General features: G+C 72.5%; 26 protein-coding genes. 12 read left to right on the top strand and 14 right to left on the bottom strand.

Annotated features, from left to right (window positions below; all coding sequences use genetic code 11):
• The first annotated feature begins 1 nt into the window (after position 1).
• Positions 2–904: a hypothetical protein gene (locus Air01nite_RS15110; RefSeq protein ID WP_203702919.1), complete on the top strand. Its 903-nt coding sequence runs from the start codon at positions 2–4 to the stop codon at positions 902–904.
• The gene (locus Air01nite_RS15115) at positions 904–1,893 is read left to right on the top strand and encodes a LacI family DNA-binding transcriptional regulator (protein ID WP_203702920.1); all 990 of its coding nucleotides are present in this window, start codon (positions 904–906) and stop codon (positions 1,891–1,893) included. The genes Air01nite_RS15110 and Air01nite_RS15115 overlap by 1 nt, the downstream gene beginning before the upstream one ends.
• Before the next feature lie 538 nt (positions 1,894–2,431).
• On the opposite strand, the gene Air01nite_RS15120 is transcribed toward Air01nite_RS15115, so the two are convergent.
• The 4 genes from Air01nite_RS15120 to Air01nite_RS15135 form a co-directional block, all read right to left on the bottom strand.
• Complete coding sequence (locus tag Air01nite_RS15120) at positions 2,432–3,832, bottom strand: class II fumarate hydratase (protein ID WP_203702921.1); 1,401 nt, start codon at positions 3,830–3,832, stop codon at positions 2,432–2,434.
• A gap of 536 nt (positions 3,833–4,368) precedes the next feature.
• Positions 4,369–6,039: a fumarate hydratase gene (locus tag Air01nite_RS15125; protein WP_203702922.1), complete on the bottom strand. Its 1,671-nt coding sequence runs from the start codon at positions 6,037–6,039 to the stop codon at positions 4,369–4,371.
• 11 nt (positions 6,040–6,050) lie between these two features.
• On the bottom strand, positions 6,051–7,463 hold the full coding sequence (locus tag Air01nite_RS15130) for an outer membrane protein assembly factor BamB family protein (RefSeq protein ID WP_239090723.1): 1,413 nt from the start codon (positions 7,461–7,463) through the stop codon (positions 6,051–6,053).
• A gap of 72 nt (positions 7,464–7,535) precedes the next feature.
• Positions 7,536–8,042 (bottom strand): Lrp/AsnC family transcriptional regulator, encoded by a 507-nt coding sequence (locus Air01nite_RS15135; RefSeq protein ID WP_203702924.1) that lies wholly within the window; start codon positions 8,040–8,042, stop codon positions 7,536–7,538.
• Positions 8,043–8,161: 119 nt separating this feature from the next.
• On the opposite strand from Air01nite_RS15135, the gene hppD reads away from it, so the two are divergent.
• From hppD to hisC, 4 genes are read left to right on the top strand one after another with little or no spacing between them, the layout of a single operon-like run.
• Positions 8,162–9,358: a 4-hydroxyphenylpyruvate dioxygenase gene (gene hppD / locus Air01nite_RS15140; RefSeq protein ID WP_203702926.1), complete on the top strand. Its 1,197-nt coding sequence runs from the start codon at positions 8,162–8,164 to the stop codon at positions 9,356–9,358.
• Positions 9,359–9,368: 10 nt separating this feature from the next.
• Positions 9,369–9,992, top strand: coding sequence for an RDD family protein (locus tag Air01nite_RS15145; protein WP_239090724.1), 624 nt, complete (start codon positions 9,369–9,371; stop codon positions 9,990–9,992).
• Complete coding sequence (locus tag Air01nite_RS15150; protein WP_239090725.1) at positions 9,989–10,957, top strand: RDD family protein; 969 nt, start codon at positions 9,989–9,991, stop codon at positions 10,955–10,957. Before Air01nite_RS15145 ends, Air01nite_RS15150 begins: the two co-directional genes overlap by 4 nt.
• Positions 10,954–12,033: a histidinol-phosphate transaminase gene (gene hisC / locus Air01nite_RS15155; RefSeq protein ID WP_203702930.1), complete on the top strand. Its 1,080-nt coding sequence runs from the start codon at positions 10,954–10,956 to the stop codon at positions 12,031–12,033. Before Air01nite_RS15150 ends, hisC begins: the two co-directional genes overlap by 4 nt.
• On the opposite strand, the gene Air01nite_RS15160 is transcribed toward hisC, so the two are convergent.
• Genes Air01nite_RS15160 through Air01nite_RS15170 form a run of 3 tightly spaced genes read right to left on the bottom strand, consistent with a single transcriptional unit; the run spans position 12,030 to position 15,356 of the window.
• Entirely contained in the window at positions 12,030–13,301 is a 1,272-nt protein-coding gene (locus Air01nite_RS15160) for an outer membrane protein assembly factor BamB family protein (RefSeq protein WP_203702932.1), read from the bottom strand. The two genes, hisC and Air01nite_RS15160, sit on opposite strands and share 4 nt — an antisense overlap.
• 10 nt (positions 13,302–13,311) lie before the next feature.
• The gene (fahA, locus tag Air01nite_RS15165; protein ID WP_203702934.1) at positions 13,312–14,523 is read right to left on the bottom strand and encodes a fumarylacetoacetase; all 1,212 of its coding nucleotides are present in this window, start codon (positions 14,521–14,523) and stop codon (positions 13,312–13,314) included.
• Positions 14,520–15,356 carry a hypothetical protein gene (locus Air01nite_RS15170; protein ID WP_203702989.1) on the bottom strand — a complete coding sequence of 279 codons (837 nt, stop codon included), beginning with the start codon at positions 15,354–15,356 and terminating at the stop codon, positions 14,520–14,522. The genes fahA and Air01nite_RS15170 overlap by 4 nt, the downstream gene beginning before the upstream one ends.
• Positions 15,357–15,469: 113 nt before the next feature.
• Here Air01nite_RS15170 and Air01nite_RS15175 point away from each other — a divergent pair, with 113 nt between their 5' ends.
• A complete protein-coding gene (locus Air01nite_RS15175) occupies positions 15,470–16,639 on the top strand; it encodes a homogentisate 1,2-dioxygenase (RefSeq protein WP_203702936.1) in 1,170 nt (389 codons plus the stop codon).
• Here Air01nite_RS15175 and Air01nite_RS15180 read toward each other — a convergent pair.
• From Air01nite_RS15180 to Air01nite_RS15195, 4 genes are all read right to left on the bottom strand, one after another.
• Positions 16,636–17,586: a tetratricopeptide repeat protein gene (locus tag Air01nite_RS15180; protein WP_203702937.1), complete on the bottom strand. Its 951-nt coding sequence runs from the start codon at positions 17,584–17,586 to the stop codon at positions 16,636–16,638. The two genes, Air01nite_RS15175 and Air01nite_RS15180, sit on opposite strands and share 4 nt — an antisense overlap.
• A gap of 61 nt (positions 17,587–17,647) precedes the next feature.
• Entirely contained in the window at positions 17,648–18,124 is a 477-nt protein-coding gene (gene ispF, locus Air01nite_RS15185; RefSeq protein WP_203702938.1) for a 2-C-methyl-D-erythritol 2,4-cyclodiphosphate synthase, read from the bottom strand.
• A gap of 9 nt (positions 18,125–18,133) precedes the next feature.
• On the bottom strand, positions 18,134–18,826 hold the full coding sequence (gene ispD / locus Air01nite_RS15190; RefSeq protein WP_203702939.1) for a 2-C-methyl-D-erythritol 4-phosphate cytidylyltransferase: 693 nt from the start codon (positions 18,824–18,826) through the stop codon (positions 18,134–18,136).
• Positions 18,827–18,867: 41 nt separating this feature from the next.
• Positions 18,868–19,353 carry a CarD family transcriptional regulator gene (locus tag Air01nite_RS15195; RefSeq protein WP_203702940.1) on the bottom strand — a complete coding sequence of 162 codons (486 nt, stop codon included), beginning with the start codon at positions 19,351–19,353 and terminating at the stop codon, positions 18,868–18,870.
• A gap of 394 nt (positions 19,354–19,747) precedes the next feature.
• Here Air01nite_RS15195 and Air01nite_RS15200 point away from each other — a divergent pair, with 394 nt between their 5' ends.
• Entirely contained in the window at positions 19,748–20,527 is a 780-nt protein-coding gene (locus Air01nite_RS15200; protein WP_203702941.1) for a hypothetical protein, read from the top strand.
• Positions 20,528–20,659: 132 nt separating this feature from the next.
• Positions 20,660–20,818, top strand: a complete 159-nt coding sequence (locus Air01nite_RS15205; protein WP_203702942.1) for a hypothetical protein — start codon at positions 20,660–20,662, stop codon at positions 20,816–20,818.
• Between the two features lie 42 nt (positions 20,819–20,860).
• On the opposite strand, the gene Air01nite_RS15210 is transcribed toward Air01nite_RS15205, so the two are convergent.
• The 3 genes from Air01nite_RS15210 to Air01nite_RS15220 are packed head-to-tail and all read right to left on the bottom strand — an operon-like array spanning position 20,861 to position 23,811.
• Positions 20,861–21,910, bottom strand: a complete 1,050-nt coding sequence (locus Air01nite_RS15210; RefSeq protein ID WP_203702943.1) for a type III polyketide synthase — start codon at positions 21,908–21,910, stop codon at positions 20,861–20,863.
• Complete coding sequence (locus tag Air01nite_RS15215; RefSeq protein ID WP_203702945.1) at positions 21,904–23,091, bottom strand: acyl-CoA dehydrogenase family protein; 1,188 nt, start codon at positions 23,089–23,091, stop codon at positions 21,904–21,906. Before Air01nite_RS15215 ends, Air01nite_RS15210 begins: the two co-directional genes overlap by 7 nt.
• A 6-nt stretch (positions 23,092–23,097) precedes the next feature.
• Positions 23,098–23,811 carry a methyltransferase domain-containing protein gene (locus tag Air01nite_RS15220; RefSeq protein WP_203702947.1) on the bottom strand — a complete coding sequence of 238 codons (714 nt, stop codon included), beginning with the start codon at positions 23,809–23,811 and terminating at the stop codon, positions 23,098–23,100.
• 64 nt (positions 23,812–23,875) lie between these two features.
• Here Air01nite_RS15220 and Air01nite_RS15225 point away from each other — a divergent pair, with 64 nt between their 5' ends.
• The 3 genes from Air01nite_RS15225 (at position 23,876) to radA (ending at position 26,970) form a co-directional block, all read left to right on the top strand.
• Complete coding sequence (locus Air01nite_RS15225) at positions 23,876–24,715, top strand: UbiA family prenyltransferase (RefSeq protein WP_203702949.1); 840 nt, start codon at positions 23,876–23,878, stop codon at positions 24,713–24,715.
• 116 nt (positions 24,716–24,831) lie between these two features.
• Positions 24,832–25,545, top strand: a complete 714-nt coding sequence (locus Air01nite_RS15230; protein ID WP_203702951.1) for a hypothetical protein — start codon at positions 24,832–24,834, stop codon at positions 25,543–25,545.
• Positions 25,546–25,575: 30 nt separating this feature from the next.
• The gene (radA, locus tag Air01nite_RS15235; protein WP_203702953.1) at positions 25,576–26,970 is read left to right on the top strand and encodes a DNA repair protein RadA; all 1,395 of its coding nucleotides are present in this window, start codon (positions 25,576–25,578) and stop codon (positions 26,968–26,970) included.
• Positions 26,971–26,975 lie beyond the last annotated feature (5 nt).

Genomic DNA, 26,975 nt, shown 5'->3' on the forward strand with positions numbered 1-26,975 from the left:
CATGACAAACCGACCTTCGGCACTCGAGTGGCGCGTGTTTCGTGGCAGCGCCGCCGTGGCTTCCGGGCTGCTGTCGGTGCACCAACTGCGCGGGCGTGGGTGGATCCGGCTAAGGCATGACGTCTACGCGGACTCGCGGTTGCCGCAGGACCACGCGCTGCTCTGCCGGGCCTCGCTGGCGCGGCTGCCGCCGGATTCGGTGGTGCTGGCCGGGCCGTCGGCCGCTGTCGCGCACGGTGTCCACTCGGCCGCCTCGCCCGCGGATCCCGTGCACCTGATCGTCGTGGGCGACCGTCGGGTCGGCGACCAGGCCGGGACGCGGTTGCACCGGATCCCGCTCGACCCCTGCGACGTGTCCGCCGTCGCACTGGCGGGCGGCGGCACGTCGGTGGCGGTGACGGTGCCGGCGCGCACGGCATGGGACGCCGCGGTGTGGCTGGCGCTGCCCGACGCGGTGGCGGTGGTCGACGCGCTGCTCTTCCAGGGCGTGGTGACGCCGGCTTCGATGCGCGAGGTGGTGGCCCGGTTGGCCGACCGGCCGGGTGGGCGACGGGCCGGGCACACGTTGGCGCTGGCCGACGGCCACGCGCGGTCCCGGGCGGAGTCGGTGCTGCGGATCCGGCTGTTCCTGGCGGGCCTGCCGATGGCGCTGGCCCATCCGCCGATCTTCGCGGTGCGGCCGCCGCTGGCCTGGCCGGAGTTCCGCTTGGCGCTGTGGTGCGCGCCAGACCCGGCCGCCGAGCGCGTCATGGTTTCGGAGGGCTGGCTGGTCGTGCGCACCTCGCCGCGGCGCGATTTCGGTGAGGTGGTCCGCGAGCTGAGGGAAGCGTTGCACGCACGTGGATGGCGCACAAAGCGAAAACAGGATGTCATGGAGAGCGCTCTCACGCCTAACATGCGGTGATGGAGGCAAAGAGGCCGACCTTGGAAGACGTAGGCCGCGTGGCGGGCGTGTCCCGCGCGACCGCATCCCGGGTGGTCACCGGCGGCAGCCGGGTGTCCGAACGCACCCGGAACCGCGTCTGGCACGCCGTCGAGCAGCTGGGTTACCACCCCGACCTGGCCGCCCGAGCCCTGGCCAAGGGCCGCACCGACGTGATCGACCTGATCATCATCGACGAGGACGCCACGCAGGTTGGCAGCAACCCTTACTACAGCCGCGTGGTCTCCGGCATCCTGTCGGCCCTGGCCGGCACCGAGACGCAGATGCGCACGCACGTGATCGACGAGCCGGACGCACCCACGCGCCTGGACGACGTCGCGCGCATCGTCGAGGTGGGCGCCCTGCTGATCAACGTCCCGCCCACGCTGGGGGCCCGGTTCGCGGCGCGCTGCGGCCGGGTGGTGTCGCTGGGCAGGTCGGCGGTGGGCGTGCCGTCGGTGGAGGCGGAGAACGCGCTGGGTGCCAGGTCCGCGGTGGAGCACCTTTACCGCACCGGCCGGCGAAAGGTGGTCGCGGTCCACGGGAAGCCCAACAACTCGTGCGCGATCGGCCGCCGCCGCGGCTTCCAGTCGGCGTCGGTGGACGCGGGCCACGAACCGATCGGCGCCGAGGGCGGCTTCTGCCTGGAGGCGGGGGTGGCGGGCACGCACCAGTTGCTGGCCGAACACCCGGACCTGGACGCCATCTTCGCGGCCTGCGACCTGACCGCGATGGGGGTGCTGCGGGCATTGAGCGAAAGCGGCCGCCGGGTGCCGGACGACGTGGCGTTGGTCGGCTTCGACGACAGCTTCCTGGCGTCGGTGGCCACGCCGGCGATGACCTCGGTCCGCCAGCCGGTCGAGCATATGGCCGCGATGGCCACGCGGGCGTTGCTGGCCAACGAGACAGGCCCAAGCTGGCAACGCATCGAACCGGCCCCACTACAGATCCGCCGCAGCTCCGCCGCCTGACCCTCGCGGGCTCGCCTCACCCTGCGCGGCGATCCGCCGCCGCCCAGGAACGGCGAGCCCGGCGGCCTCGCGGGGGCGGGTGCCGACCACCAGCCCGTGCCGGGCACGGCAAGACCGGGACCTCCGCGCCACGCGGGCACCGCACGGCCCACCTCGTTGAGGCACGAGGAGAACCCGGACCACCGTCCACCGGCTCTGCGCGACCCTGGACCACCGCACCGCGCGACGCGGGCAGTGCGCACGGCTGAACCCGGGCCACGCAAGCACCGCGAGCCGAAGCACCCCGACCGGCGCCACGGCACGAGCCGGGCCACCGCCGCACGCGCGCACCGCGACCCGCAGCAACCCGCGGCTGGAGGGCACGAACGACCCAGACCACCGCCCCAGCCACGCACCGCACGACCCGGACCACCTAACAACGCGACCCGGACCAGCGGCCGGAGCCGAAGCCCCCTTAGCGCCGGCAGCCGGCGGGCGCGAGCCGGCTCGGCGGGCGATCAGGCCCGCAGCCGGCTCGGGCTGGGTGCGATTGGCTTGGTCAGGGGTGGGTCATGCGGAGGACGTCGAGGAGTTCGTCGAGCTTCTCTTCGCTGATCTTGCCCTTGGCGACGTGGCCCCGGTCGATCACCACCGCGCGGATGGAGCGGCCTGTGGCCAGGGCCTCCTTGGCGATCGAGGCTGCCTCGTCGTAGCCCAGGTGGCGGTTCAGCGGTGTGACGATCGACGGTGAGCCTTCCGCGTACGCCAATGCCACCTCCTCGTTGGCCGCCAACCCGACGACGCAGCGGTCCGCGAGCATCCGGCTTGCCGCCGCCAGGAGGCGGATCGACTCCAGGAGGTTGCGGGCCATCACCGGCAGCATGACGTTGAGCTCGAAGTCACCCTGGGAGCCGGCGAAGGCGATCGCCGCATCGTTGCCGATGATCTGGGCCGAGACCTGGCGGACCGACTCGCATACGACCGGGTTCACCTTGCCCGGCATGATCGACGAGCCTGGCTGGAGGTCGGGGATCCGCAGCTCGCCCAGGCCGGCGCGCGGGCCCGAGCCCATCCAGCGGATGTCGTTCGCGATCTTGTAGAGGCCCACCGCGATCGTGCGTAGCTGGCCCGAGGCCTCGACCAGGCCGTCGCGGGCGCCCTGGGCCTCGAAGTGGTCGCGCGCCTCGGTCAGTGGCAGGCCCGTCTCCGCACGCAGGCGCTCGATCACCTTCGCCGCGAAGCCCGGTGGGGTGTTGACGCCGGTGCCGACCGCGGTGCCGCCCAGTGGCAGCTCCGCCAGGCGCGGCAGCGTCGACTCCAGGCGGGCCATTCCATTGCGGACCTGGGTCGCGTACCCGCCGAACTCCTGGCCGAGGGTGACCGGCGTGGCGTCCATCAGGTGGGTACGCCCGGCCTTGACCACGGTCGCGAACTCGCCGGCCTTCGCCGACAGGGCGCCGGCCAGGTGGTCGAGCGCCGGCACCAACTCGTTGACCACGGCCTCGGTGGCGGCGAGGTGGATCGACGACGGGTAGACGTCGTTGCTGGACTGCGAGGCGTTGACGTGGTCGTTGGGGTGCACGTCGCGGCCGAGTTCGCGGGCCGCGAGCGTCGCGATCACCTCGTTGGCGTTCATGTTGGACGAGGTGCCCGAGCCGGTCTGGAACACGTCGATCGGGAACTGGTCGTCGAACCCGCCACCGGCCACGTGCGCGGCGGCGACCTGGATCGCGGTGGCGAGACCCTCGTCGATCACGCCCAGCTCACCGTTGACGGCGGCCGCGGCTCCCTTGATCTGCGCGAGCGCCCGGATGTTGCCGGGCTCGATGCCGCGCCCGGACACCGGGAAGTTCTCCACCGCCCGCTGCGTCTGCGCCCGCCACAACGCCTCGGCCGGCACGCGTACCTCACCCATGGTGTCCCGCTCGACGCGGAACCCGTTCTCCTCAACCCCAGTCACCACCCCATCCTCCCCCCGTCGCCGAGACCACGCAGAGTGATCCACACCGCTCAAGGAAGATGCGGTCGCCCCGCGAGCAACGCGGGTATCCGGCTCGTCGACTTGATCCACCCCTCGAACGCGGGTGAGAGCCAGCCAGCGACCGACAGCAGACTTCCGTAGTCGGCAGCCAGGTGGCGGGAGTGAATCGGCTCGTGGTGCGCGATCCTGTTGCGCAACAGCCGGAGCGTCTCGAGCCGTTGGTGAACGGGCGGCCGAGGACCCCGGTAGTGCGGGAACGCCCGGTGTATCGCTGGACGCCAGAGCATCGTCTCGTAGTTGCGGCCCCGTCCGGCGCTGACCAGGCCGACCCAGAAACCGAAAGGAAGGGCGGCGACCACGTGGCCCGGCTTTCCGTCGGCGCGACGGGCCACCTCGCCTTTGCTTCCCGCAGCGAAACATCGGATCGAGACGTACGATGACTATGTACGCCCCGGTGTTGCCTCTGCTCGCAAGCAACCCGGGGCATTGCTTTTGCGCCGGGTAAAGCTGGACGCTTAAGGGCGGCGGCCGACGGTCAGGACCGGCTTGGTGACCTCGGCGAAGAAGTCGTTGCCCTTGTCGTCGACCACGATGAAGGCCGGGAAGTCCTCGACCTCGATCTTCCAGATCGCTTCCATGCCCAGCTCCGGGTATTCCAGGACCTCGACGTGCTTGATGCAGTCCTGGGCCAGCCGCGCCGCGGGGCCGCCGATCGAGCCCAGGTAGAAGCCCCCGTGTTCCGCGCACGCACGTGTCACCTGGGAAGAGCGGTTGCCCTTCGCCAGCATCACCTGCGAGCCGCCGGCTTCCTGGAAGCGGGCCACATAAGAGTCCATCCGGCCTGCCGTGGTCGGGCCGAACGAACCCGACGCGTAACCCTCGGGAGTCTTCGCCGGGCCCGCGTAGTAGACCGCGTGGTCACGCATGTACGACGGCATCGGCTCGCCCGCGTCCAAGCGTTCCGCCAGTTTCGCGTGCGCGATGTCCCGCGCCACCACCAGCGGCCCGGTCAGCGACAGGCGCGTCTTCACCGGGTACTTCGAGAGTTCCGCGCGGATCTCCGACATCGGGCGGTTGAGGTCCACCCGGACCACGTCGCTCGCGGACAGGTTGTCGTCCGTGACCTCCGGGAGGAAGCGGGCCGGGTCCGTCTCCAGGCGCTCCAGCCAGACGCCCGACGGCGTGATCTTGGCGACCGCCTGGCGGTCGGCCGAGCAGGAGACCGCGATCGCGACCGGGCACGAGGCGCCGTGCCGCGGCAGGCGGACCACCCGGACGTCGTGACAGAAGTAGCGCCCGCCGAACTGGGCGCCGATGCCGAACTCGCGGGTCAGCTCCAGCACCGACGCCTCCAGCGCGACGTCACGGAAGCCGTGCGCCGACAGCGACCCCGAGGTGGGCAGACCGTCCAGATATTTCGCCGACGCCAGCTTCGCGGTCTTCAGCGCGTGCTCCGCCGAGGTGCCGCCGATGACCACGGCCAGGTGGTACGGCGGGCAGGCCGACGTGCCGATCAGCCGCAGCTTCTCCTCCAGGAACGACATCATCCGCGCCGGGTTGAGCAGCGCCTTCGTCTCCTGGTAGAGGAACGACTTGTTGGCCGAGCCACCGCCCTTGGCCATGAAGAGGAACTTGTAGGCGTCGGGGTGCCCGCCCGGGTCCTCCGCGTACAGCTCGATCTGGGCCGGCAGGTTGGTGCCGGTGTTGCGCTCTTCCCACATCGTGATCGGGGCGAGCTGCGAATAGCGGAGATTCAACCGGGTGTACGCCTGGTAGACGCCCCGGGCGATGGCCTCCTCGTCGGTGCCGTCCGTCAGCACGTGCCGGCCCCGCTTGCCCATCACGATCGCCGTGCCCGTGTCCTGGCACATCGGCAGCACGCCGCCCGCCGCGATGTTGGCGTTGCGCAGCAGATCGAGGGCCACGAAACGGTCGTTCGGCGACGCCGCCGGGTCGTCGATGATCGAGCGCAGCTGGGTCAGGTGCGCCGGGCGCAGGTAGTGCGCGATGTCGTGCATCGCCTCCGCGGTCAGCGCCGTGAGCACCGCCGGGTCGACGGTGAGGAACTGCCGGCCGCCCGGCCCCTTCACCACGTCGACGCCCTCGTCGGTGACCAACCGGTATTCGGTCAGGTCGTCGCCGAGTGGCAACAGCGGTGAGTAGCTGAAGGCGGCGGCGTCGCTCATGAGCGGCAAGCCTAGCCGCCTTTGCAGACCTCTTGTTTGGGCCCGCCACACTCTGGCCAGTCATTGCCCGGGTTGCCCGTATTGCCACCCGCGGGCGGCGGGTTGGTCACACCGCCGGCACCCGAGAACGGCAGGTAGGCCATGTCCCGCCCACTCACGATGATCATGCCGGCGGGGCCGACCGCGAGCACGTCCGCCTCCGAGCGCACGTTGACCAGCTCGGCGCCCGTGCCCGGGTGGAGGGCGATGATCCGGTCGGGTTTCTGGTCGACCACCACGACCGCGGGCTCGGTCAGGGCCACACTGCTTTTCGGCTGGGTCGGCCGCTGCCACTTGCCGCGACCACCGAGCTCGACGCTGCGAAGAGCACCACCATCGGCGGTACGCGCGACCGCGTACCGGTCGTCGACGCCCAGCAACCGCTCGCCGGGCGCGCCGGTGAACAGTATCCGACCGTCGTACGCGTCGATCACCAGCTCCCGGGCGTCGGCGGCGACCCCGACGACGACGTTGCGCCCACCGCCCGGGTCGTCGCGCTGCGCGCAGCCGCCGTCCTTCGCCGTGCGCATGTTGATGCCGGCGTTGCGCCAGACCTGCCCGCCGGTGGCCGCGTCGGACGCGACGACGGAGAAGTAACAGCTGCCGTCCGCCGAGACCGCCTTGATCCGCAGCACCCGGCCGCCGACCACCACGAGCCGTTCGTCGCGTTCCGGGGTCAGCTCCCGGACCACCTGGCCGACGGCGGTGTCCACGACGAACACCTTGTCGTCGATCGGCAGCCCGAGCATCGGCGGCATCAGGTCGGGGCCGCCGGCGTTGTCGTCGATCCGCTTGGCGGTCAACCGCTGGGTGCCGAGGATGTCCGGGTTGTCGGCGAAGAGCACGAACCCGATGCCCGGGATCTGCACGGTCCACAGTGGGCTGCTGCCCTGCGGGTCCCAGGCGCGCAGCGTGCAGTCCTCGGGCCCGTGGCAGAGCACGTCGAGCAGGCCGTTGCGGTAGGTCCAGACCGCCCGGGCCTCGGTGTCCTTGCGGCGGACGGAGCCCGACATCGGGTCGACGACCTCGTACCCCTTGACCAGCAGTTTGCCGGTGACCACGACGGCGCTGTTGCCTTCGCCCGCGACCGCGGCCCAGTCGGCCTTGTGTTCCCAGAGCTGCGCGCCGGAGCCGAGACCGCGCGACTCGACCAGCGTGCGGTGCTCGATGATCACCGCGCCGCCGGCGATGGTGGCGCTGCGCGGCGTCCCGCCGAGGCGTTGCTGCCAGAGGGGTGCGGGGGTGGTCAGCGGGCTGGAGGTGTTGACCATCGCCCAGACCTTGTCGAGCACGGGGGTCAGCACGCCGGTGAAGTAGCCCACGACGAGGAGGACCGCCACGACCACGGCCCAGCACTTCACACAGGGGCCATTACCCCTCGCCACCGGCACACCGTAACGACACGCCGACAGAAGATCCGGGACGGCGATAAACCCGTGTCGATCCGATTTGTGAGATTAATCCGCGTCCCCACTGGCCGGATCTGAGGCCGCCGCCGCGACCAACGGCAGCACCCGGAACGCGATCTGCTCCGTCAGCGAGATGATCGTCGAGGCCCGGGCCACCGCGCCGTGCGCCACGATCCGGTCGATCACCCGCTGCAGGTCGGCGTTGGACCGGGCGACCACCCGGCACATCAGGTCGCCGGAGCCGGTGATCGTGTGCGCCTCCAGCACCTCGGGGATCCGCGACAGGTGCACCGCCACCGGATCATGACCCTGCCGCTGGCTGATCTCCAGCGTCACGAACGCGGTCACCCCGTAGCCGATCGACGCCGGCTGGATCTCCGGGCCGAAGCCGCGGATCACCCCGCGGGCCACCAGCTTGTCGAGCCGGGCCTGCACCGTGCCGCGAGCCACCCGCAGCCGCCGGGAACATTCGAGCACGCCGATCCGGGGCTCCTCGGCCAGCAAATTGATCAAGGCGGCGTCCAGCGCGTCGAGCTGGACAATCTGCGGTGTCATTTCGGCCATCCTCCGGACGGATTGCACAACCTGCGCAGAGAATTCTAGGACAGTTGACCATCAACGCGGATCCAGGTGACGCTCGCCTCAACGGCAGCCCACACGAGGGGGAGTCGACGATGACTCAGGCGCTCAACGACATCGACCAGGCCACCGCCGACCGGCTGATCGGGGCGGTCGAGCACGACATCGCCGGCGACCCGTTCCCGGTCAAGGGCCTCGACCACGTCCTCTTCCTGGTCGGCAACGCCAAGCAGGCCGCCCATTACTACTCGACCGCGTTCGGCATGACCTGCGTCGCCTACCGCGGCCCGGAGCAGGGCTTCCGGGACCACGCCGAGTACGTGCTGACCAGCGGCAGCGCCCGGTTCGTCTTCCGTGGCGCCGTCCGCCCCGACGCCGAGGACGCCGCGCACGTGCACAGGCACTCCGACGGCGTCGTGGACATCGCGCTGGAGGTGCCCGACGTCGACGCCGCGTTCGCCTACGCGGTGAAGCAGGGTGCCAGCGCGCACACCGAGCCGACCGACATCACGGACGAGCACGGCACCATCCGGTACGCCGCGATCGACACCTACGGCGACACCCGCCACTCGCTGATCGACCGGTCCCGTTACAGCGGGCCGTTCCTGCCGGGCTTCGTGGCCCGCAAGCCGATCGTCGACCGGACCGCCGCGATCGCGGCCGGCCTGCAGCCCAAGCGCTACTTCCAGGCCATCGACCACGTGGTCGGCAACGTCGAGCTCGGCAAGATGGACCACTGGGTCGAGTTCTACAAGCGGGTCATGGGCTTCACCAACATGGCCGAGTTCGTCGGCGACGACATCGCCACCGACTACTCGGCGCTGATGTCGAAGGTGGTCGCCAGCGGCACCCGCAAGGTCAAGTTCCCGCTCAACGAGCCGGCGATCGCCCGCAAGAAGTCGCAGATCGACGAGTACCTCGAGTTCTACGACGGCCCGGGCGCCCAGCACATCGCCATCGCCACCAACGACATCGTGGCCAGCGTCGACGCGATGCGGGCGGCGGGCGTGGAGTTCCTGGACACCCCCGACTCGTACTACGACGACCCGGAGCTGCGCGCCCGGATCGGCACCGTGCGCGTGCCGATCGAGCAGCTCAAAGATCGCAAGATCCTGGTCGACCGCGACGAGGACGGCTACCTGCTGCAGATCTTCACCAAGCCGGTGCAGGACCGCCCGACGGTGTTCTTCGAGCTCATCGAGCGCCATGGCTCGCTCGGCTTCGGCAAGGGCAACTTCAAGGCGCTCTTCGAGGCCATCGAGCGGGAGCAGGAAGCGCGGGGCAACCTGTAACACTGTCGGGGTGCACCCCGACCCCCAGCGCCAGCCCGGGCCGCCGGCTGCCCACCCGTCGGCGGCCCCGGGTTACATACCGACCCAGCAGTGGCACGGCGGCCCGCCGCCGAACCCGTGGGCCGTGCCGCCCGCGCCGGTCACCCCCGGCGGCCAGCCGCTGGCCGGCTTCGGGGACCGGCTGATCGCGTACGTGATCGATTCGTTGATCGTCGGTCTGGCCGGGTTCGTCCTCGCCTGCCCAATCATGATCTTCGCGGTCATCCTGCCGTTGACCCGCATCGACGAGGAGGGCCGGCTCGGCGCCGGTACCATCGTGCTTTTCCTGGTGGGCTACGCGGCGCTGTTCGTGCTGCAGTTCGCCCTCAGCTACCTCTATTTCGTGGAGTACCAACTGCGAACCGGACAGACAGCGGGCAAACGGGTGATGTCGCTGCGCGTGCAGCCCATCCGCCCGGATCAGGCGCTCGACCGCCGCATCCTGGGCCGCCGCTACCTCGTGCAGCACGTCGCCGGCGGCTTCGTGCCGTTCTTCGCCTGGCTCGACGGGCTGTGGCAGCTGTGGGACAAGCCGCTCGCACAGACCCTCCACGACAAGGCAGCCGAGACAGTGGTAGCTAAGGTCGTCCAGTGAGCTCAGTGTCCCCGGGCTGGTACAAGGACCCAGCCGAACCCACCACCCAGCGCTACTGGGACGGTGAGGGCTGGATCGGCGCGCCCCTTCCCGCCGACGCGACGCCACCCGACGGCCCGCCCGAGTTGCCGCCGCCCCCGGCGCCGGTCGAGCCCGCCGCGACCGCGCCAGGCGACCCGGCCGCCGTGCCCACCTCGCCCGGCGGACCCGGCAGCCCAGCCGGCTACGGGCCACCGGTCTACCCCAGCTACGGCCCACCACCACCCAACGGCCAGCCCGTCCCCGGGCAACCCGGCCAAGGGCAGCAGGGCTACGGCCAGCCGCCGTACGGGCACCCGTACCCCCCGGTGCAGACCCTCCCGCGCCAGGCGCCGGCCCTGCCGACCGGCGTCCCGCTGGCCGCACCCGGCCTGCGGCTGGTCGCGCGGCTGATCGACATCTTCGCCGTGCTGCTGCTCAACGCGGTGGTCAACGGCTGGTTCATCTACCAGTACTGGCAGGAGCTGGCCCCGTTCTACCGGGAGGCCACCGCGCGCGCCGAGAACGGCGAGTCGTTCAGCCAGCTCATGCAGATGACGCCCAGCGCCGAGGCCAGCCGCCTCCAGCTCGTCATCCTGATCATCGCGTGTGCCCTCTGGTTCGCCTACGAGGTGCCGGCCGTCGCCAACACCGGCCAGACCCTCGGCAAGCGCATCGTCGGCCTGCGCGTGGTCCGCGTCGACGGCGAGCCGAAGATGGGCTTCGGCCGGTCGCTGCGCCGCTGGAACATCCTCGGCCTGCCGACGCTGTTCTGGACCTGCTGCGTGGGCTTCATCTGGCAGATCGTCGACTGCTTCTGGCTGACCGTCGACCGACCGTTGCACCAGGCCCTGCACGACAAGGCCGCGCGGACCGTCGTGGTCGTCGCCAACCCCCGCCCGCCGGCCGGCGCCAGCCCGCCGCAGACTCCCGGAGGCTCGTCATGACGCCGCGACTCACCCGAGCCGACCTCGACGCGCTGCCCAGCTACGTGCCCGGCCGCAACCCCGCCGACCTGGCCCGCGAGCTCGGCCTCCCGCAGGCGATCAAGCTGGCCAGCAACGAGGTGCCCTACGGCCCGCTGCCCGGCGTCGTCGAGGCGGTCGCCGAGGCCGCGGCCAGCTCCCACCGCTACCCGGACATGGGCGTGGTCGAGCTGCGCGAGGCGTTCGCCGACAAGCTGGGCATCGACGCCGACCGCATCGCCACCGGCTGCGGATCGGTCGCGCTGGCCGAGCACCTGGCCCGGGTCACCTGCCTGCCGGGCGACGAGATCCTCTACTCCTGGCGCTCGTTCGAGGCGTACCCGATCATCGCCGCCACCACCGGCGCCACCAGCGTGCGCGTCCCCAACACGGCCGGGCACGAGCACGACCTCCGGGCGATGTCCGCGGCGATCACCGACCGCACCCGCATGATCCTGGTCTGCAGCCCCAACAATCCCACTGGCACGGCGATCTCGGGCACCGAACTGTCCCGCTTCATCGACTCGGTGCCGGACGACGTGCTGATCGTGCTCGACGAGGCGTACCGGGAGTTCGTCACGGACCCCGCCGTGCCCGACGGCCTGGCCGCGCACGGCCACCGCCCCAACGTGGTGGTGCTCCGCACGCTCTCCAAGGCCTGGGGTCTGGCCGGCCTGCGGATCGGCTACCTGGTCGGCCAGCCGGCCGTCGCGGCCACGGTGCGCAAGGTGGTCACGCCGTTCTCGACGAGCGCCGTGGCCCAGGCGGCCGCGCTCGCCGCGCTGAAGCAGGCCGACGAGGTCGCCCGCCGCTGCGCGCTGGTGATCGCCGAGCGCGAGCGCGTCACGACCGCGATCCGCGAGTTGGTCCCGGACGTGCCGACCTCACAGGCCAACTTCGTCTGGCTGCCGCTGGGCGCGGGTGCCGCCGAGTTCGGCGCCGCGTGCGAGAAGCGTGGCGTGATCGTCCGCCCGTTCCAGGGCGACGGCGTCCGCGTCACGATCGGCACGCCGGAGGAGAACGACGCCTTCCTCGCGGCGGCCGCCACCGCGCTCTAAGTGATCGCGAGGATGACCGGCTGCGGGTCGAAGTAGTAGTCAGCGTCGTCCTCGGCCGCGACGTCGGCCAGGCGCTCGGTCAAGAGATAACGACCTGACGCGTACGAGTACCCGGGCACCCAGTCCGTGGCCTCGGCGAAGTAGGTGTACCGGAAGCGGGAAACCTCGGCGCCGGTCGCGGCGTCGATGGTGAGCAGATCCCGGTCGGCCGTGAGCACGTAGACCCGGCCGGCCGCGGCCGCGAGGATCCGCGCGTCGGGCCCGCCCAGGTCGTGCCGCCAGCGCTGCCCGTCGTCGCCGGCGCCGGCCGCCACGACCGCGGTGCCGTCGATCGCCACCGCCAGGCCGTCGACCAGGAAGGCGCCGGGTGCGGCCAGCCGTGCGGCGGTGCTTGCGGCTGCGTCGGCGGCCGCGCCGGCGGGCTTGGTGTCCCGGTTCCCGAACAGCCAGGCGGTCGCCTCGGTCAGCGCGTCGACCCGCACGCCGGCGCACTCCGTGCGGGGTGCGGCGCAGTCCAGCGGGTCGAGGGTCGGCTCCGCGGCCGGGTTCGTCGGCACGTCGATCGTGCCGGCGGGCGATCCGGTGCCGGCGTCGAAGAGCCGCACCGCCGCGTCGCACGGTCGCAGCACGGCCACCCGGCCGTCCGACGTGCTGAACCCGGTCGGGTCCGGCTCGCCCGGGCACGGTTGTGCCGCCTGCCGCCAGCCCGCGGTGCCGTCGGCCACGGCGTAGGCCTGTGTGGCGGTCGGTCCGGCCACCACCACGGTGTCGCCGGAGAGGAACAGGCCCGGGGGCGCGTAGACGGTGCTGGCTCCGGTGCGCCGGCCGGCGTACGCGGTGATGGCGGGTTTCTCGCCCTTGACCCGCCAGACGTCGCGCCCGGTGCGGGCGTCCAGACCGACGAGCTCGCCGTCGGACCAGCGGGTGACGACCGTACCGCCGGCGGCGACGACCCCGACCAGCTCGGCCGGCCAGCGCCGGAACGACCAGTACGGCGTGTTGAGGTAGCGCGAGTCGACCGGGCCGTCCGCGCGGACCTGCCGCTTGTCGGCCACCACCCGGAGCCGGCCGTCGACGACCAGCGGCGCGGCCGGCAGCGTGCCGAGCACGGCCGGCGGGCGCGGGGTGGGTGCCGAGGGATAGCTGGCGGTCGGCTCGGCCAGCACCTCGCCGGGCGCGAAGACCCGGTAGACGACGAGTGCGGCGCCCGCGACCAGGACAAGGCCGGCGAGCACCGCAACCACCCGGCGCCGGGCCGCTACCACCACGCTGGGCACCCTACCGGTGCGGCGCACCGGTCGGGAAAATGGTGCCGCGAACGGTGCCGAGGCCGACGGTGACGCCGTCGGGGCCGGGCGCCGTCGCGGTGATCGTCACCGTGTCGCCGTCCTCGAGGAACGTCCGCTTCGTGCCGTCGTCGAGTGCGACCGCCTCGGCACCGCCCCACGTCAGCTCGAGGAACGAGCCGGTCTGTGCGCGGGCCGGCCCGGAGACGGTGCCGGAGGCGAACAGGTCGCCCGTGCGCACCGAGGCGCCGTTGACCGTCAGGTGCGCGAGCTGCTGCGGCGGGGTCCAGTACATGCCGGCGAACGGTGGGCGGCTGACCACGGTGCCGTTCCAGTCGACCTCGAGCCGCAGGTCGAGGCCGAGGTGCGGGATGTCGCGCAGGTACGGCAGGACCGGCGGGTCCTGCTCCGGCGCGGGCACCCAGGCGTCGGCCAGCGCGTCGAGCGGCACCACCCACGGCGACACCGAGGTGGCGAACGACTTGGCCAGGAACGGGCCGAGCGGCCGGTATTCCCAGGCCTGGAGGTCGCGGGCGGACCAGTCGTTGACCAGCACGACGCCGAAGACGTGATCGGCGAACCGGTCGACCGGCACCGGCGCGCCCTGCTCCGAGGGCACCCCGACGACGAAGCCGACCTCGGCCTCGATGTCGAGCCGGGTCGACGGGCCGAAGACCGGGCCGTCGGGGGTGGCTCGCTGGCCGCTCGGGCGGATCACCGGCGTGCCGGAGACGACCACCGTGCCGCCGCGGCCGTGGTAGCCGATCGGCAGGTGCTTCCAGTTGGGCAGCAGCGGCGCCTCGTCGGGGCGGAAGATCCGGCCGACGTTGCTGGCGTGCTCCTCGGACGAGTAGAAGTCGACGTAGTCGCCGACCTCGAACGGCAGCACCAGCTCGACGTCGGCCAGCGGCAACAGCAGCGGCTCGACGGCCGCGCGGTGCGCCTGGTCGGTGAGCAGCTCGGTCAACCGGGTGCGGACGGCGTTCCACTGCGGGCGGCCGAGCGCGAGGAACGGGTTGAGGGTCGGTGCGCGCAGCGCGCCGCCGGCGAGCACCAGCCCGGCCGCCTCGGCACCGTCGAGGTCGAGCAGGGAGTCGCCGATGCGTACGCCGATCCGCCGTTGGTCGCCGTCGTGCCGGAACACGCCGTAGGGCAGGTTGTGCGCGCCGTACGGCGTGCCCGCCGCACCCGGAACCCAGGTCATCCCTCGTATCCCCCGTTCACCAGGCCGAGCCGGATCAGATCGGTCAGCGGTTCCAGCATGCTGCACGAGCCGAACCCGACCCAGAGCCCGCGGGGCTGGTCACGGCGGGCCCGGGCGGGCTCTATCAGCGGCACCGCGTCGGTCGCGGCGAGCACCTCGGCCACCTCGGCGACCTCGGCACCGTCGGCGGCGAGCGCGGCACCGACCAGGATGTTGAGGAAGCCGTGGTGGGTGAAGCCGGTCTCCGGGTCGGCGTGCCGGATCGCGTGGTGCAGGCCGGCGGTGAGCTTGAACGGCAGCTCACGCTCGCGGCAGGCGCAGATCACCGCGGCCAGCTCGACCGGCGTCGGGAACAGTTCGGCGGCCAGCCCGCCGGTGCGGAACTTGGCCGCCACCCGGGCGCCCGCGCGGCGCGCCTCCGCGATCGTGTCGAGGCCGGCCAGCAGGCCGAAGGTGAGCGGCACCTCGGCGTAGACGTCCTGCTCGGGCAGGCGGGCGGCGAGGTCGAGGATGCGCGCGATGCCGGGCTGCGGGTCCTCGCCGCGCTTGGCCACGGCCGCCTCGACCTGGCGGACCACCACGCGCGGGTCGTCGGGCGGGCCGAGCCGGTCGATCGGCACGTCGCCGATGATCCCGATGGCCAGGCGCTCGGCCGGGTCCAGCAGGCCGGTCAGCGCGTCGACCGAGCTGGCCGGCACCAGCAGCGGGCCGACCAGCTCCGCGTACCAGGCGGCGCGGTGCCCGCGGTGCGCCGTGACCGCGTCGGGCAGCGGTGCGTTACCAGGCGGGAAGACCGCCGCGTCGTCGACGAGTCGATGGAACAGCGGGGCGATCAACGGCTGGTCGGTGGGTGTCCGGCGATCGGTTGACACGGTTACAGAACTTAGTGGACGCTACAAGAAACGGACAATGACGTCCGATTATCGGACGCGGACGGGAGGTCGACATGCCCTACTACCGCAGCGTCGGCGAGGTGCCCCGCAAGCGGCACACGCAGTTCCGGCAGCCCGACGGCAGCCTGTACGCCGAGGAGCTGATGGGGCAGGAGGGCTTCTCGTCCGATTCGTCGCTTCTCTACCACCGTGCGATGCCGACCGCGATCGTGGCCGCCGAAGCGTTCGACCCGCCTGCCTGGAGCCGCACGCCGAACCGCCCGCTCAAGCCGCGCCACCTGCGCACCCACAAGCTCGACACGGCCGGCGCCGACCCCGTGCTGGGCCGGGCGCACCTGCTGGCCAACGACGACGTGCGGATCTCGTACGTGACCGCCGACCGCCCGTCGCCGCTCTACCGCAACGCGGTCGGCGACGAGTGCCTCTACGTCGAGGCCGGGGCGATGCGGGTCGAGTCGACGTTCGGCGTCCTGGAAGCCGCCGCGGGCGACTACGTGATCATCCCGACCTCGGTGATCCACCGGCTGGTGCCCGTCGGCGAGTCGCCGGTGCGGCTGCTGGCGATCGAGGCGACCGGGCACATCGGGCCGCCGAAGCGCTATCTGTCGGTGCGGGGCCAGTTCCTCGAGCACTCGCCGTATTGCGAGCGCGACCTGCGTGGGCCGTCGACGCCGTTGCTGGAGGACGGCGAGGACGTCGAGGTGCTGGTGCAGCACCGCCGTGGTTGGACGAAGCACGTCTACGCGCGGCACCCGTTCGACGTGGTCGGCTGGGACGGCCACCTCTACCCGTGGGCCTTCTCGATCCACGACTTCGAGCCCATCACCGGGCGGGTGCACCAGCCGCCGCCCGTACACCAGACGTTCCAGGGTCCGAACTTCGTGATCTGCTCGTTCGTCCCGCGCAAGGTCGACTATCACCCGCTGTCGATCCCGGTGCCCTACAACCACCACAACGTGGACTCGGACGAGCTGCTGTTCTACACGGGCGGCAACTACGAGGCGCGGCGCGGTTCCGGCATCGAGCAGGGTTCGATGTCGCTGCACCCGTCGGGGTTCACACACGGGCCGCAGCCGGGTGCCGCGGAGCGGTCGATCGGCGTCGACTACTTCGACGAGCTGGCGGTCATGGTCGACACGTTCCGACCTCTTGACCTCTGCGACGCGGCGCTGTCCTGCGAGGACACCGGCTACGCCTGGACCTGGTCGGGCCGCCAGGCTTAGAACTTGATCCGGGAAACGACCGCGACCGCGGCGACGGCGGTCGTGGCGAGGGCGACGGCCACGGCCCACGGTGAGCCGATCACGCCGTACGCGATGACGCTCAGCGGGCCGGCGAGGGTCGCGGCGGCGGCGATCCGTGAGGCACGGTCGCTGGTGAGGGTCTCGCGCGCCGAACCCGGCAAGCGGTTGGCGAACAGCGCGACCAAGCCGACGCCGCACAGCCCCAGCACCACCGCGACCACCCGGGACGTGGCGGGGTGCACGGCGTGCAGCACCGCGGCCAGCATCGCCACCGGCACGGTGAACGCGCCCGCGTAGAGCGCCAGCCAGCCGATGGCGGTGGCCGGCGTGGGCCGCAGGTCGCGGGCCGTGGGCTCCGGGATCGCGAACCGGCCCACGCTGCCCGTCGACGCGAGCTCCGGGTCGAGCCGGAGTGCCTCGTCGCGGGCCTGCTCGGCGAGCTCGGTGAGCTGCAGCCGGCCGGCGATGCCAGAAAGCACGAGATGGGCCCGGGCATCCTGCGGCGCGAGGTTGACGGCCTGCCAGGCGGCGTCGAGGGCCCGCTGGCCGTTGCGCGCCTCACCGAGGATCGCGGCGCCGTTGAGCTGGGCGTACGGGTCGTCGGGACCGGCATCGAGGATGCGCTCGGCGACCACGGCGGCCTCTTTGAAGCGCCGGAGCTGCAGGAGGGCCTCGCCCTCGGTCACCTGCGGCTGGATCGCGGCGGGCGTCGCCGCGACCGCCTTCTCGGCGGCTTCGAGGGCGGGCTCGGGCTTTCCGGCGGCGAGCTGGATGGCGGCGAGCAGCGCGAGGGCGCCGCCGTCGCTCGGGTTGGCGGCGAGCGGCGGGTCGAGCTCGGCCACGGCCTCGTCGAAGTGCCCCAGATCGGCAAGCAGCTCCGCCCGGCGCAGATGGCCCTCGGTGGGATCGGCCTCCATTCCCGTCACACGCCCGAGCGTAGCGGGACGTGATCAGAACGCGTGCAGCGCGATCGCGTCGCGGTGGTGATCAGGAGACGGGGTGCAGCAACACCACCGCGAGGCCCGCGAGGCCCTCGCCGCGGCCCGTCAGGCCGAGGCCGTCGGTGGTGGTGCCCGAGATCGTCACCGGTGCGCCAGCTGCTTCGCCCAGGACCTTCTGGGCCTCGTCGCGACGGGGGCCGATCTTCGGGCGTACGCCGATGACCTGGATCGAGATGTTGCCGATGGCGAAGCCGGCGGCTCGCACCCGGCGGGCGGCCTCGGTCAGCAGGGTCACGCCGGACGCGCCGGCCCACTCCGGGCGGTCGACGCCGAAGTTGCTGCCGAGGTCGCCGAGGCCGGCCGCGGAGAACAGCGCGTCGCAGGCGGCGTGCGCGGCGACGTCGCCGTCCGAGTGTCCGGCCAGGCCATCGACGCCGGGCCAGAGCAGGCCGGCTACCCAGCACTCGCGGCCGGTCGCGAAGGCGTGCACGTCGGTGCCGATGCCCACCCGAGGAAGCTCCACGCGGGCAGCCTATTCGGTGGCCAGCAGGTGCTCGGCGAGCAGCAGGTCGAACGGGCGAGTGATCTTGAGGGCGTGGTCGGAGCCCGGGACACAGGTCACGCGTACGCCCTGCTTCTCGACCAGGCCCGCGTCGTCGGTGAGCGGGTCGACGGCGGCGGCGTGCGCGGCGGCCAGGACCTGCCGGCGGAAGCCCTGGGGTGTCTGCACCGCGCGCAGCGGCGACCGGTCGACGGTGCCGCGGACGGCGTCGTCGGGGCCGACCTCCTTGATCGTGTCGACCACCGGCAGCACCGGGATCACCGCCTCGGCGCCGGCCCGGACCGCGGCGGCCACCGACTCGACCAGGTCGGGCGGTGCGAGCGCGCGGGCGGCGTCGTGAACGAGGATGATCGGCAGCTCGGCGGGGACGGCGGCCAGCGCGGCGGCGACGGACGCCTGCCGGTGTGCGCCGCCCGCGACCACCGTGACGGGTGCGACCGGTGCGAGCATGGCCCGGACGGCAGCGACCTCGTCGGGCGGGGCGGCCACGATGATCGCCGCCACGGAGGGGGCCCGGCCCACCCGGCGCACCGCGTGCACCAGCAGCGGCTCGCCGCCCAGCAACCGGAGCGCCTTGGGGGCTCCGGGACCCAGCCGGGTGCCACTGCCCGCGGCTGGAACGAGGACCGCGACGTCACCGCGCGGGTTGAGCTGCGCGGTCACGTCGCGGTCCTCGCGAGGAGTTGAATTGTGTTGAACGGGCGTCAGGCCTCGGTGAGCACCTTGTCGAGGAGGATCTCCGCCTCGTCCTTGGTGCTCTTCTCGGCGAGGGCCACCTCACCGACCAGGATGTCGCGCGCCTTGGCGAGCATGCGCTTCTCGCCCGCCGACAGACCACGCTCCCGCTCGCGACGCCACAGGTCGCGGACGACCTCGGCGACCTTCAGCGGGTTGCCGGAAGCCAGCTTCTCCAGGTTGGCCTTGTAACGCCGCGACCAGTTGGTCGGCTCTTCGGTGTGCGGAGCACGGAGCACATCGAAGACCTTGCCCAGGCCCTCTTCCCCGACCACCTCACGAACGCCGACGATCTCGGCGTTTTCGGCGGGCACCCGCACCGTCAAGTCACCCTGAGCGACCCTGAGAACGAGGTAGAGCTTTTCCTCGCCCTTGACGACCCGAGTCTCGATTGCCTCGATGAGTGCGGCCCCGTGGTGGGGGTAAACAACGGTCTCGCCGACACTGAAAACCATAGGTTCGAAACCCCTTTCGCTGTGTCTAGGGTAACACGCGGGAGCACCGATGTCCCATCCCGGTCCTGACCGTTAGTGCAGCTCAGAGGGCTTGTGACAGGTCTTTCTTCGGCTTGACACGCTCCGCGTCGGCCGATTCCAACACGCTGAGTAACCTTCGGGTTACCAATCCGCAGGGGCCTCGTCGATATCGGACGCGAATGCTTCCCACCTCTAAGGGTAACCCGCAAGGGTCCTTATGCGCCTGCCTGCGGGCCGAAGCGCCATCTCCCACAAAGATCGAATCAGCGCTCCCACCACGATCGAACCAAGGTGAACTGTGGCGCTCCACGGGCTCGTGCGCCACTCTGGAAGCAGACGCGACTTCGCGCGCGATCAAGGCGCAGGGGGCAGCATGGGCACGCCGCACGAGGGTGACAGCGGGCCCTTCGGCGAGCTTCCGGAGTTGCCTCCAGACGTACGCGTTCCGGACGACGCGTCCGAGCTCGCCGAGGAGGCCGCGGAGGTCCGCCGGGAGCTGCGCGAGGAGCGGGTCGGCGGTTCGCGCACCGGTGCCCGGGTCTTCCCGGGCGGCGGGTTCCGCGGCAGCGTCCCGCCGGCCGACGGCGCCGCCACCACCGAGCCGGCCTCCCTGCGCATCCCGCTGATGATCATGACGGCCGCCCTGCTCGCGGCCGTGATCAGCCTGTTCGCCGCGGCCTGGCCCAACCAGCGGCGCGGCGCCACGCCGGCGGTCAGCACGACCGCGCCGAGGGCCGCCGCGACCACCGCGGCAAGGCCCACGTTCCCGCCCGTGGACCTGCTCGACGACCAGGGCAACGAGGTGCCGCTGGCGACCCTGCTGCCGGCGGTGCTGATCCTGGCCGACGACTGCCCCTGCGCCGCCCAGATCGCTGCCGCGGCGCCGACCGGCGTGACGGTCGTCGCGGTCGGCTCGGCGCGCAGCGGCGGTCCGCCACCCTCGACGGCGACGTTGCCCGGGCCGGCGGCCGCACCGGTGCGCCGGCTGCGCGACCCGGGCGCGCTGGCCGAGTTCGTCGCGGGCGTCTCGGCACCTGGCCCGGCCACCCCGGTCGCCCTGGTCGCCCGCTCGGGCGAGCTGACCCAACTGGTCGACAGCAGCACACCGACCAGCGCGTACGCCGCCGATCTGGCCTTTCTGCCGGTCCGCTAGGTATGCCTAGGCGCGGCTAAGGACCCGGGTAAGTACCCCCGGGCCCGCAAGTTAGGGAATGGCTCCCGATGTCTGGCCGGCCCGCGCGGCCGACCATAGATACATCAGCGAACACCACCAAGGAGACGCGAGATGTATCAGGACCCGGAGTTCATGCTCACCCTGGCCCACGACCACCAGCGCGACCTGATCGCCCAGGCGGACCGCACGCGGTTGTTCAGCCGGATCACCCGCGCCCGGCGGGAGCGGCGCGGATCCCATGCGCGCTCGACCCGAGGGCCGTCCAACTGATCACCGGCCGGCGCGACCATCGCGCCGGCCGGTTTTCGCTGTTTACGGTGTGCGCAGCAGCAGGCTCGCGTAGAGGGTCAGGCCCGGCCCGAAGGCCAGCGTGACGATCCGGTCCGGCGGCCTGGCCTGCCGGCGCAGCCGCTCCAGGATCAGCAGCACGGTCGGCGACGAGCAGTTGCCCTGCTCGGCCAGCGTCGCCCGGGACGCCGCCATCTGCTCGACGGTCAGCTCCAACTCCCGCTCGACGACGTTGAGGATGCGCGGCCCGCCCGGGTGCACCGCCCAGCCGTCCACGTCGGCCCGGCTCAGCCCGTGCCGGGCCAGCAGGTCGTCGACCAGCGTCCGGACGTGCTGCTCGAGCACCTGCGGCACCTTGGGCGACAGACCCATCCGAAAACCCAGGTCGGTCACGTCCCAGGTCATCTGGTCGGCCGTCGCGGTGTCGGTGACCGCGGCGACCTCGGCCAGCACGTACCCCCGGCCGCCGGGTGTGACCACGACGGCGGCCGCGGCGTCGGAGAACAGCGCGTGCGCCACGATCTGCTGCGTGTCGAACCGGGTGACCGACGACTGGACGTGCAGGCTGGTCAGCTCCGCGCAGAGCAGCAGCGCCGCGCGGCCGCGCGCGTTGACGTAGTCGCCGACCGAGCCGAGCCCCGGCAGCGCCGCGTAGCAGCCCATGTGGCCGATGAACAGCCGCTGCGTGTCGGGCGACATGCCCAGGTCGCGGCTGAGCAGGATGTCCAAACCGGGCGTGACGTAGCCGGTGCACGAGCAGACCGCGAACATGCCGATGTCGTTGATCGACAGGTCGGCGTCGGTCAGCGCGCGGCTCACCGCCTCCTTGCCCAGCGGCATCGCTTCGACCAGGTAGCGCCGCATCCGCTTCTCGGTCGACCAGTCGGAGACGTCCTCGATCAGCGGGCTGACGCTGGCCTGCCGGGTGACCACTCCCGAGTTCGCGAAGATCCGCTCGCCCAGCGAGCGCGCCGAGGCCGGGAGGTGCTGCCGGAAGAAGCCGGTCCAGAGGTCCTCCTGCGAGGCGGCCGGCGGCAACGCGAGCCCGACCCCGGCGATGGTGGCCCCTACCACCGAGGCGCCGATCCGTCGTGGTCCGGGTCGCCGCCGAGCGCCGCGACGCCGAGCCAGTCGGCGCAGACGTCGGACGTGGCGGGGTGCAGCGAGCCGCAGCGGGCGTCCCGGTAGAGCCGCTCCAGCGGGTGTCCTCGCCGGGTCGCCGACGTGCCGGCCGCTTCCAGCATCGAGGCGGCCACCTCGGCGGCGGTGGTGCCGGCGAGCAGCTTCGCCCGCCACACCCAGCGGTTGGTCTCCGCTTCGCCGGGCTCCTCGTCGACCCGCCGGGCGGCCTCGGCGACCGCCAGGCGGGCGGCGGCGACCGCGGCGTCGGCCCGGCCCACCCGGGCGCGGACCGCCGGCAGGTGGGTCAGCTTGCGGGCGTTGAGGTGCTCGACGGCGGCGTCGATCGCGGCCTGCGCCACGCCGACGTAGACGGCCGCGTAGCTGGCGATCAGCCAGTGCGGCATCAGCTGGGCCACCACCAGGGCCAGCCCTTCCATGCCGCCGAGCAGCCGGTCGGCCGGCACGGTCACGTCGACGTGCAGGTCGTGCGAGGCGGTGGCGCGCATGCCCAGCGAGTCCCAGGTGGGCTCGACCTGCAGACCGGGGCTGTCGGCGGCCACCAGGAACTGCGAGACCACCGACTGGTCGCCGACGCTGCGGGCGGCGACCAGGTACGCGTCCGCGTGCCCGGCGCCCGAGCAGAACGTCTTCGCGCCCTTGATGTGGTAGCCGCCCTCCACCGGCTCGTAGGTGGTGGTGAGCTGGGACAGTCGGGAGCCGGCACCGCGCTCGCTCATCGCGACGCCGTACCAGGAGCCGGCCGCCGCGTCGGCGAGCAGCCTGTCGCGGGCGGCCAGCGCGCTGTCGGGCAGGCCGAGCGACTCGGCCAGCTCCGCGGTGACCGCGCCGAGGGCGCCGGTAACCGACGCGTGCATGTTGAACACCAGCGCGGCCGCGCCGTTGCCGCGGGCCAGCTCGTACGCCACCGACGTGTACTCGGCGAAGCTGGCGCCCGCGCCGCCGAGCGCCTTCGGCACCATCAGCCCGAACAACCCCGCCGCGCGGAGGTCGGCGAAGTCGTCGACGGGAAAGTCGCCCGCCCGGTCGTAGTCACCCGCGCGGGCCGCCATCCGTGGCGCGACCCGCCGCGCTGATTCGAGCGCGTTCACGCTTGCCCCCTCCGCCTCGCCCATTCTGTCCTAATTGTTCTTTATGCCGCGACCCTGGTAGAGAACCGCGGTGCTGGCGACGGGAACGATCCGCCGCCGGCCCGGGGTCGGCCGGCGGCCGGCGAGCCAGCCGGCGACCGCCGCCACCGACGGCCGGATGCCGCGCACCTCGAGCCGCACGCCGTGCTGGGCGCACAGCCGGGTGAGCCGGACCGGGTCGACGAAGAGGTCGGGGTCGTGGATGCCCCGGGGCGCACGCGGCATGCGCTCGGCGATCTGCACGGCCAGGACCCGGCTGACCGTGGTGTCGTTGAGCGTGTCGAGCACCAGCAGCCCGCCCGGCCGCAGCACCCGGCACAGCTCGGCGACCGTGCCTTCCAGGTCGGGGACGTGCTCGAGAATCTCACCCGCGACCACGACGTGCGCGCTGGCGCCGGCGAGCGGGATGGCCGCCGCGTCGCCGGCGATCGGTGTGACGCCGTGGCTGGCCGCCTGCTCCAGCGCGGAGGGCACGAGGTCGACGCCGACGTGGTGGTAGCCGTGGTCGTGCAGGTGCGGCGCGAGCAGGCCGGCGCCGCAGCCGACGTCGACCAGCAGGGCGCCCGGCTCGGCGGCCCGCGGCACCAGGGCGGCCCGCGCCTCGGCGAGCCAGTGCAGCATCGCGAAGGGCCCGTCGGGTCGCCACCATTCGCCGGCCAGGTCGTGGTACTGGCGCGGATCGTTGCGGGGCCGCGGTAACCGCATTTCCCAAACGGTACAGGCAGGTCATGCCTGGCACGACCGTTGCCGAACCGGCAGACTTCGGGTCATGTCATGGTCGTTCCGGGCCCTCGTGCGCGCCTCCCATCCGGAACCGGCGGTGGCGGTCACCACCGTCACCGCTTTGCTCGCCTGGGGCGTCGGGCACGAGGCCGCCGGGATCGCCCGGACGGCCGCAGCCGTCTTCGCCAGCCAGCTCGCGATCGGGTGGGTGAACGACTGGCTCGACGCCGACCGGGACCGCGCCGTCGGGCGGGCCGACAAGCCGGTCGCCGCGGGCGCGATCGACCGGCGGCTGGTCGGGCGTTGTGGCCTGGTCGCCTCGGTCGCCTGCGTGCTGCTCTCGCTGACCACGGGCTTTCCGGCCGCGCTGCTGATGATCGCCGCGCTGGTCTCCGCGCTGCTCTACGACTGGCCGCTCAAGCTGACCGCGTTCTCGGTGCTGCCGTACGCGGTGTCCTTCGGTCTGCTGCCGGCGTTCGTGGTGGTGGCGCTGCCCGGCGCGCCGGCGCCGCCCGCCTGGCTCGTGCTGGCCGGTGCGCTGCTCGGCGCCGGTGCGCACTTCGCCAACGCGCTGCCGGATCTCGACGAGGACAACCGCACCGGTGTACGGGGGTTGCCGCAACGGCTCGGCCCCGCCGGCTCGCGACTGGCCGCCGCGGTGCTCCTGCTCGCCGCGACCGTCGCGCTCGTCCTGGGCCCGGCCGGACCGCCGTCGTGGTCCGGCGTCGCGGCCGTCGTCGCCGCGGTGGTGGTGCTGCCCCTCGGCTGGTACGCGGGACGCGCCGCGGCCGCCCGCGGTAACCGGCCGGTGGCGATGTTCCGGGCCGTGATGGCGGTGGCCGTGATCGACGTCATCCTCCTGGTCGCGAGTGGTCGCGTGGTGTGACCGACCGGGCGCGCCGCGCGCTGCGTGCGGGTCGATCGTCCACCGCGGATCACGCCCCACTACCCTGGAGCGCGGCCAGCCGGGGTGGTCCGGCCCGCATTGCGAGGAGGAGCGACGTGACGCGCTCGAAGTTCGGGACCCGCCGTCGCGCGGTGCTGCTCGCCGGCGTGGCCGTCGCGGCATCCGCGAGCCTGCTGCTGACGGGTTGCGGCTCCGGCCAGGTCTCCTCGACGGCCGACACCGTGCCGGCGATCGACGGTGTCGACAGCGACGTGAACGCGCCCAACAACTCCGGCACCTACAGCGTGCGCAACCTGACCGTCGACTTCAACGTCGACGGCTACCCGGCCGGCTCCGACGCCCGGCTCGCGGTCGCGCTCTACAACAACACGGGCTCTCCGGTGACCGTGCGGGTCAGCAGCCCGGGCGCCGCCGACGTGCGCCTGGTCAACCCGAACGCGACGCCGAGCCCGACCGCACCCGCCGAGCCGACGCCGACAGCCACGGCCACCGCGACCCCGGGCGGCGAGACGCCGACCCCGACGCCGGCCGCTCCCCCGCCCCCGCCGGCCGCTCCCGGTGGTCCGGCCGAGATCACGATCCCGGCCGCCGGCTTCGTCACGCTCAACCAGCCTGGCGACGCCTTCCTCCTGCTCACCGGGCTGCGCGACGGGGTCAACGACGGCAACTCGGTGCCCGTGGTGTTCGACTTCAACGGCACGCAGATCACCACCGACGCCGGCCTGGCGGTCCCGCTGTCACCGCTGCCCCGCGGCTCGGCGGTGGTCCCCGACGAGGGCCACGAGGCTGACGTCGCGCCGGTCGGCTGACTTGTCGTACGCCCGCGTTAGGTTTCGCGGGTGAGCACACGAGCGGCCGCGCGGCCGGCCTATGTTTGCGACGCTTGCGGGCACCAGCCGCCCAAGTGGCTCGGGCGGTGTCCCGAGTGCGGTGAGTGGGGCTCGGTCGTCGAAAGCACGACCGGTCCCGCGGTGGCCGGCAAGGTGATCGCCACGCGCATGCCGGCCGAGCCGGCCCGGCCGATCGCGACCATCAGCGCCGCACCGGCCCGGGCGCGACCGACCGGGGTCAGCGAGTTGGACCGGGTGCTCGGCGGCGGCTTCGTGCCGGGCGCGGTCGTGCTGCTCGCCGGCGAGCCCGGTGTCGGCAAGTCCACCCTGCTGCTCGACGTAGCACAGCGCTGGGCGGCCGCGGGCGACACGCCGTCGCTGGTGATCAGCGGTGAAGAGTCGGTGAGCCAGGTCCGGCTGCGGGCCGAGCGGATCGGTGCCCTCGACGAACGGCTCTACCTCGCGGCCGAGAGCGACCTGTCCGCGGTGCTCGGCCACCTCGACACGGTCAAGCCCGGCCTGCTGGTGCTCGACTCCGTGCAGACCATCTCCGTGCCCGGCGAGGGCGTCCCCGGCGGCGTCACCCAGGTGCGGGCGGTCACCGCGGCGCTGGTCTCGGTGGCCAAGGAGCGCGGCATCGCGACCGTGCTGGTCGGCCACGTGACCAAGGACGGACAGGTGGCCGGTCCGCGGGTGCTGGAGCACCTGGTCGACGTGGTGCTCCACTTCGAAGGCGACAAGCATTCCGCGCTGCGCCTCGTGCGCGGCATGAAGAACAGGTTCGGCGCGGCCGACGAGGTGGGCTGCTTCGAGATGCACGAGTCCGGCATCGCGAGCCTGGCCGACCCGTCGGGCATGTTCCTGACCCGCTACGCCGAGGCGGTCCCCGGCACCTGCGTGACCGTCGCGATGGAGGGCCGGCGGGCGCTGGTGACCGAGGTGCAGGCGCTGATCGGCGCCGCCGTGCCCGGCTCACCGCGGCGCACGGTCTCCGGCATCGACAGCGCCCGGCTCGCGATGGTGCTGGCCGTGCTGCAGACCCGCACCAAGCAGCTCACCCTGCACGACCGCGAGGTGTTCGCGGCGACCGTCGGCGGCATCCGGGTCACCGAGCCGGCCGCCGACCTGGCGATGGCGCTGGCCGTCGCGTCGGGCGGGCTCAACCTGGCCATCTCACCTCGGCTCGCGGCGATCGGCGAGGTCGGGCTCACCGGTGAGGTGCGCCGGGTGGGTGCCGTGCCGCGGCGGCTGGCCGAGGCGGCCAGGCTCGGCTTCCGCTACGCGCTCGTGCCGCCCGACTGCGGCCCGGCCAAGACCGGCGTCGCCGCGCCCGGGCTGCGCGTCGAGGAAGTCGCCGACCTGTCCTCCGCCCTGCAATGGGCGGCCCGGCTATCGTCCGAGTGATTCGC

It is taken from the genome of Asanoa iriomotensis (assembly GCF_016862515.1).
Taxonomy (GTDB): domain Bacteria; phylum Actinomycetota; class Actinomycetes; order Mycobacteriales; family Micromonosporaceae; genus Asanoa; species Asanoa iriomotensis.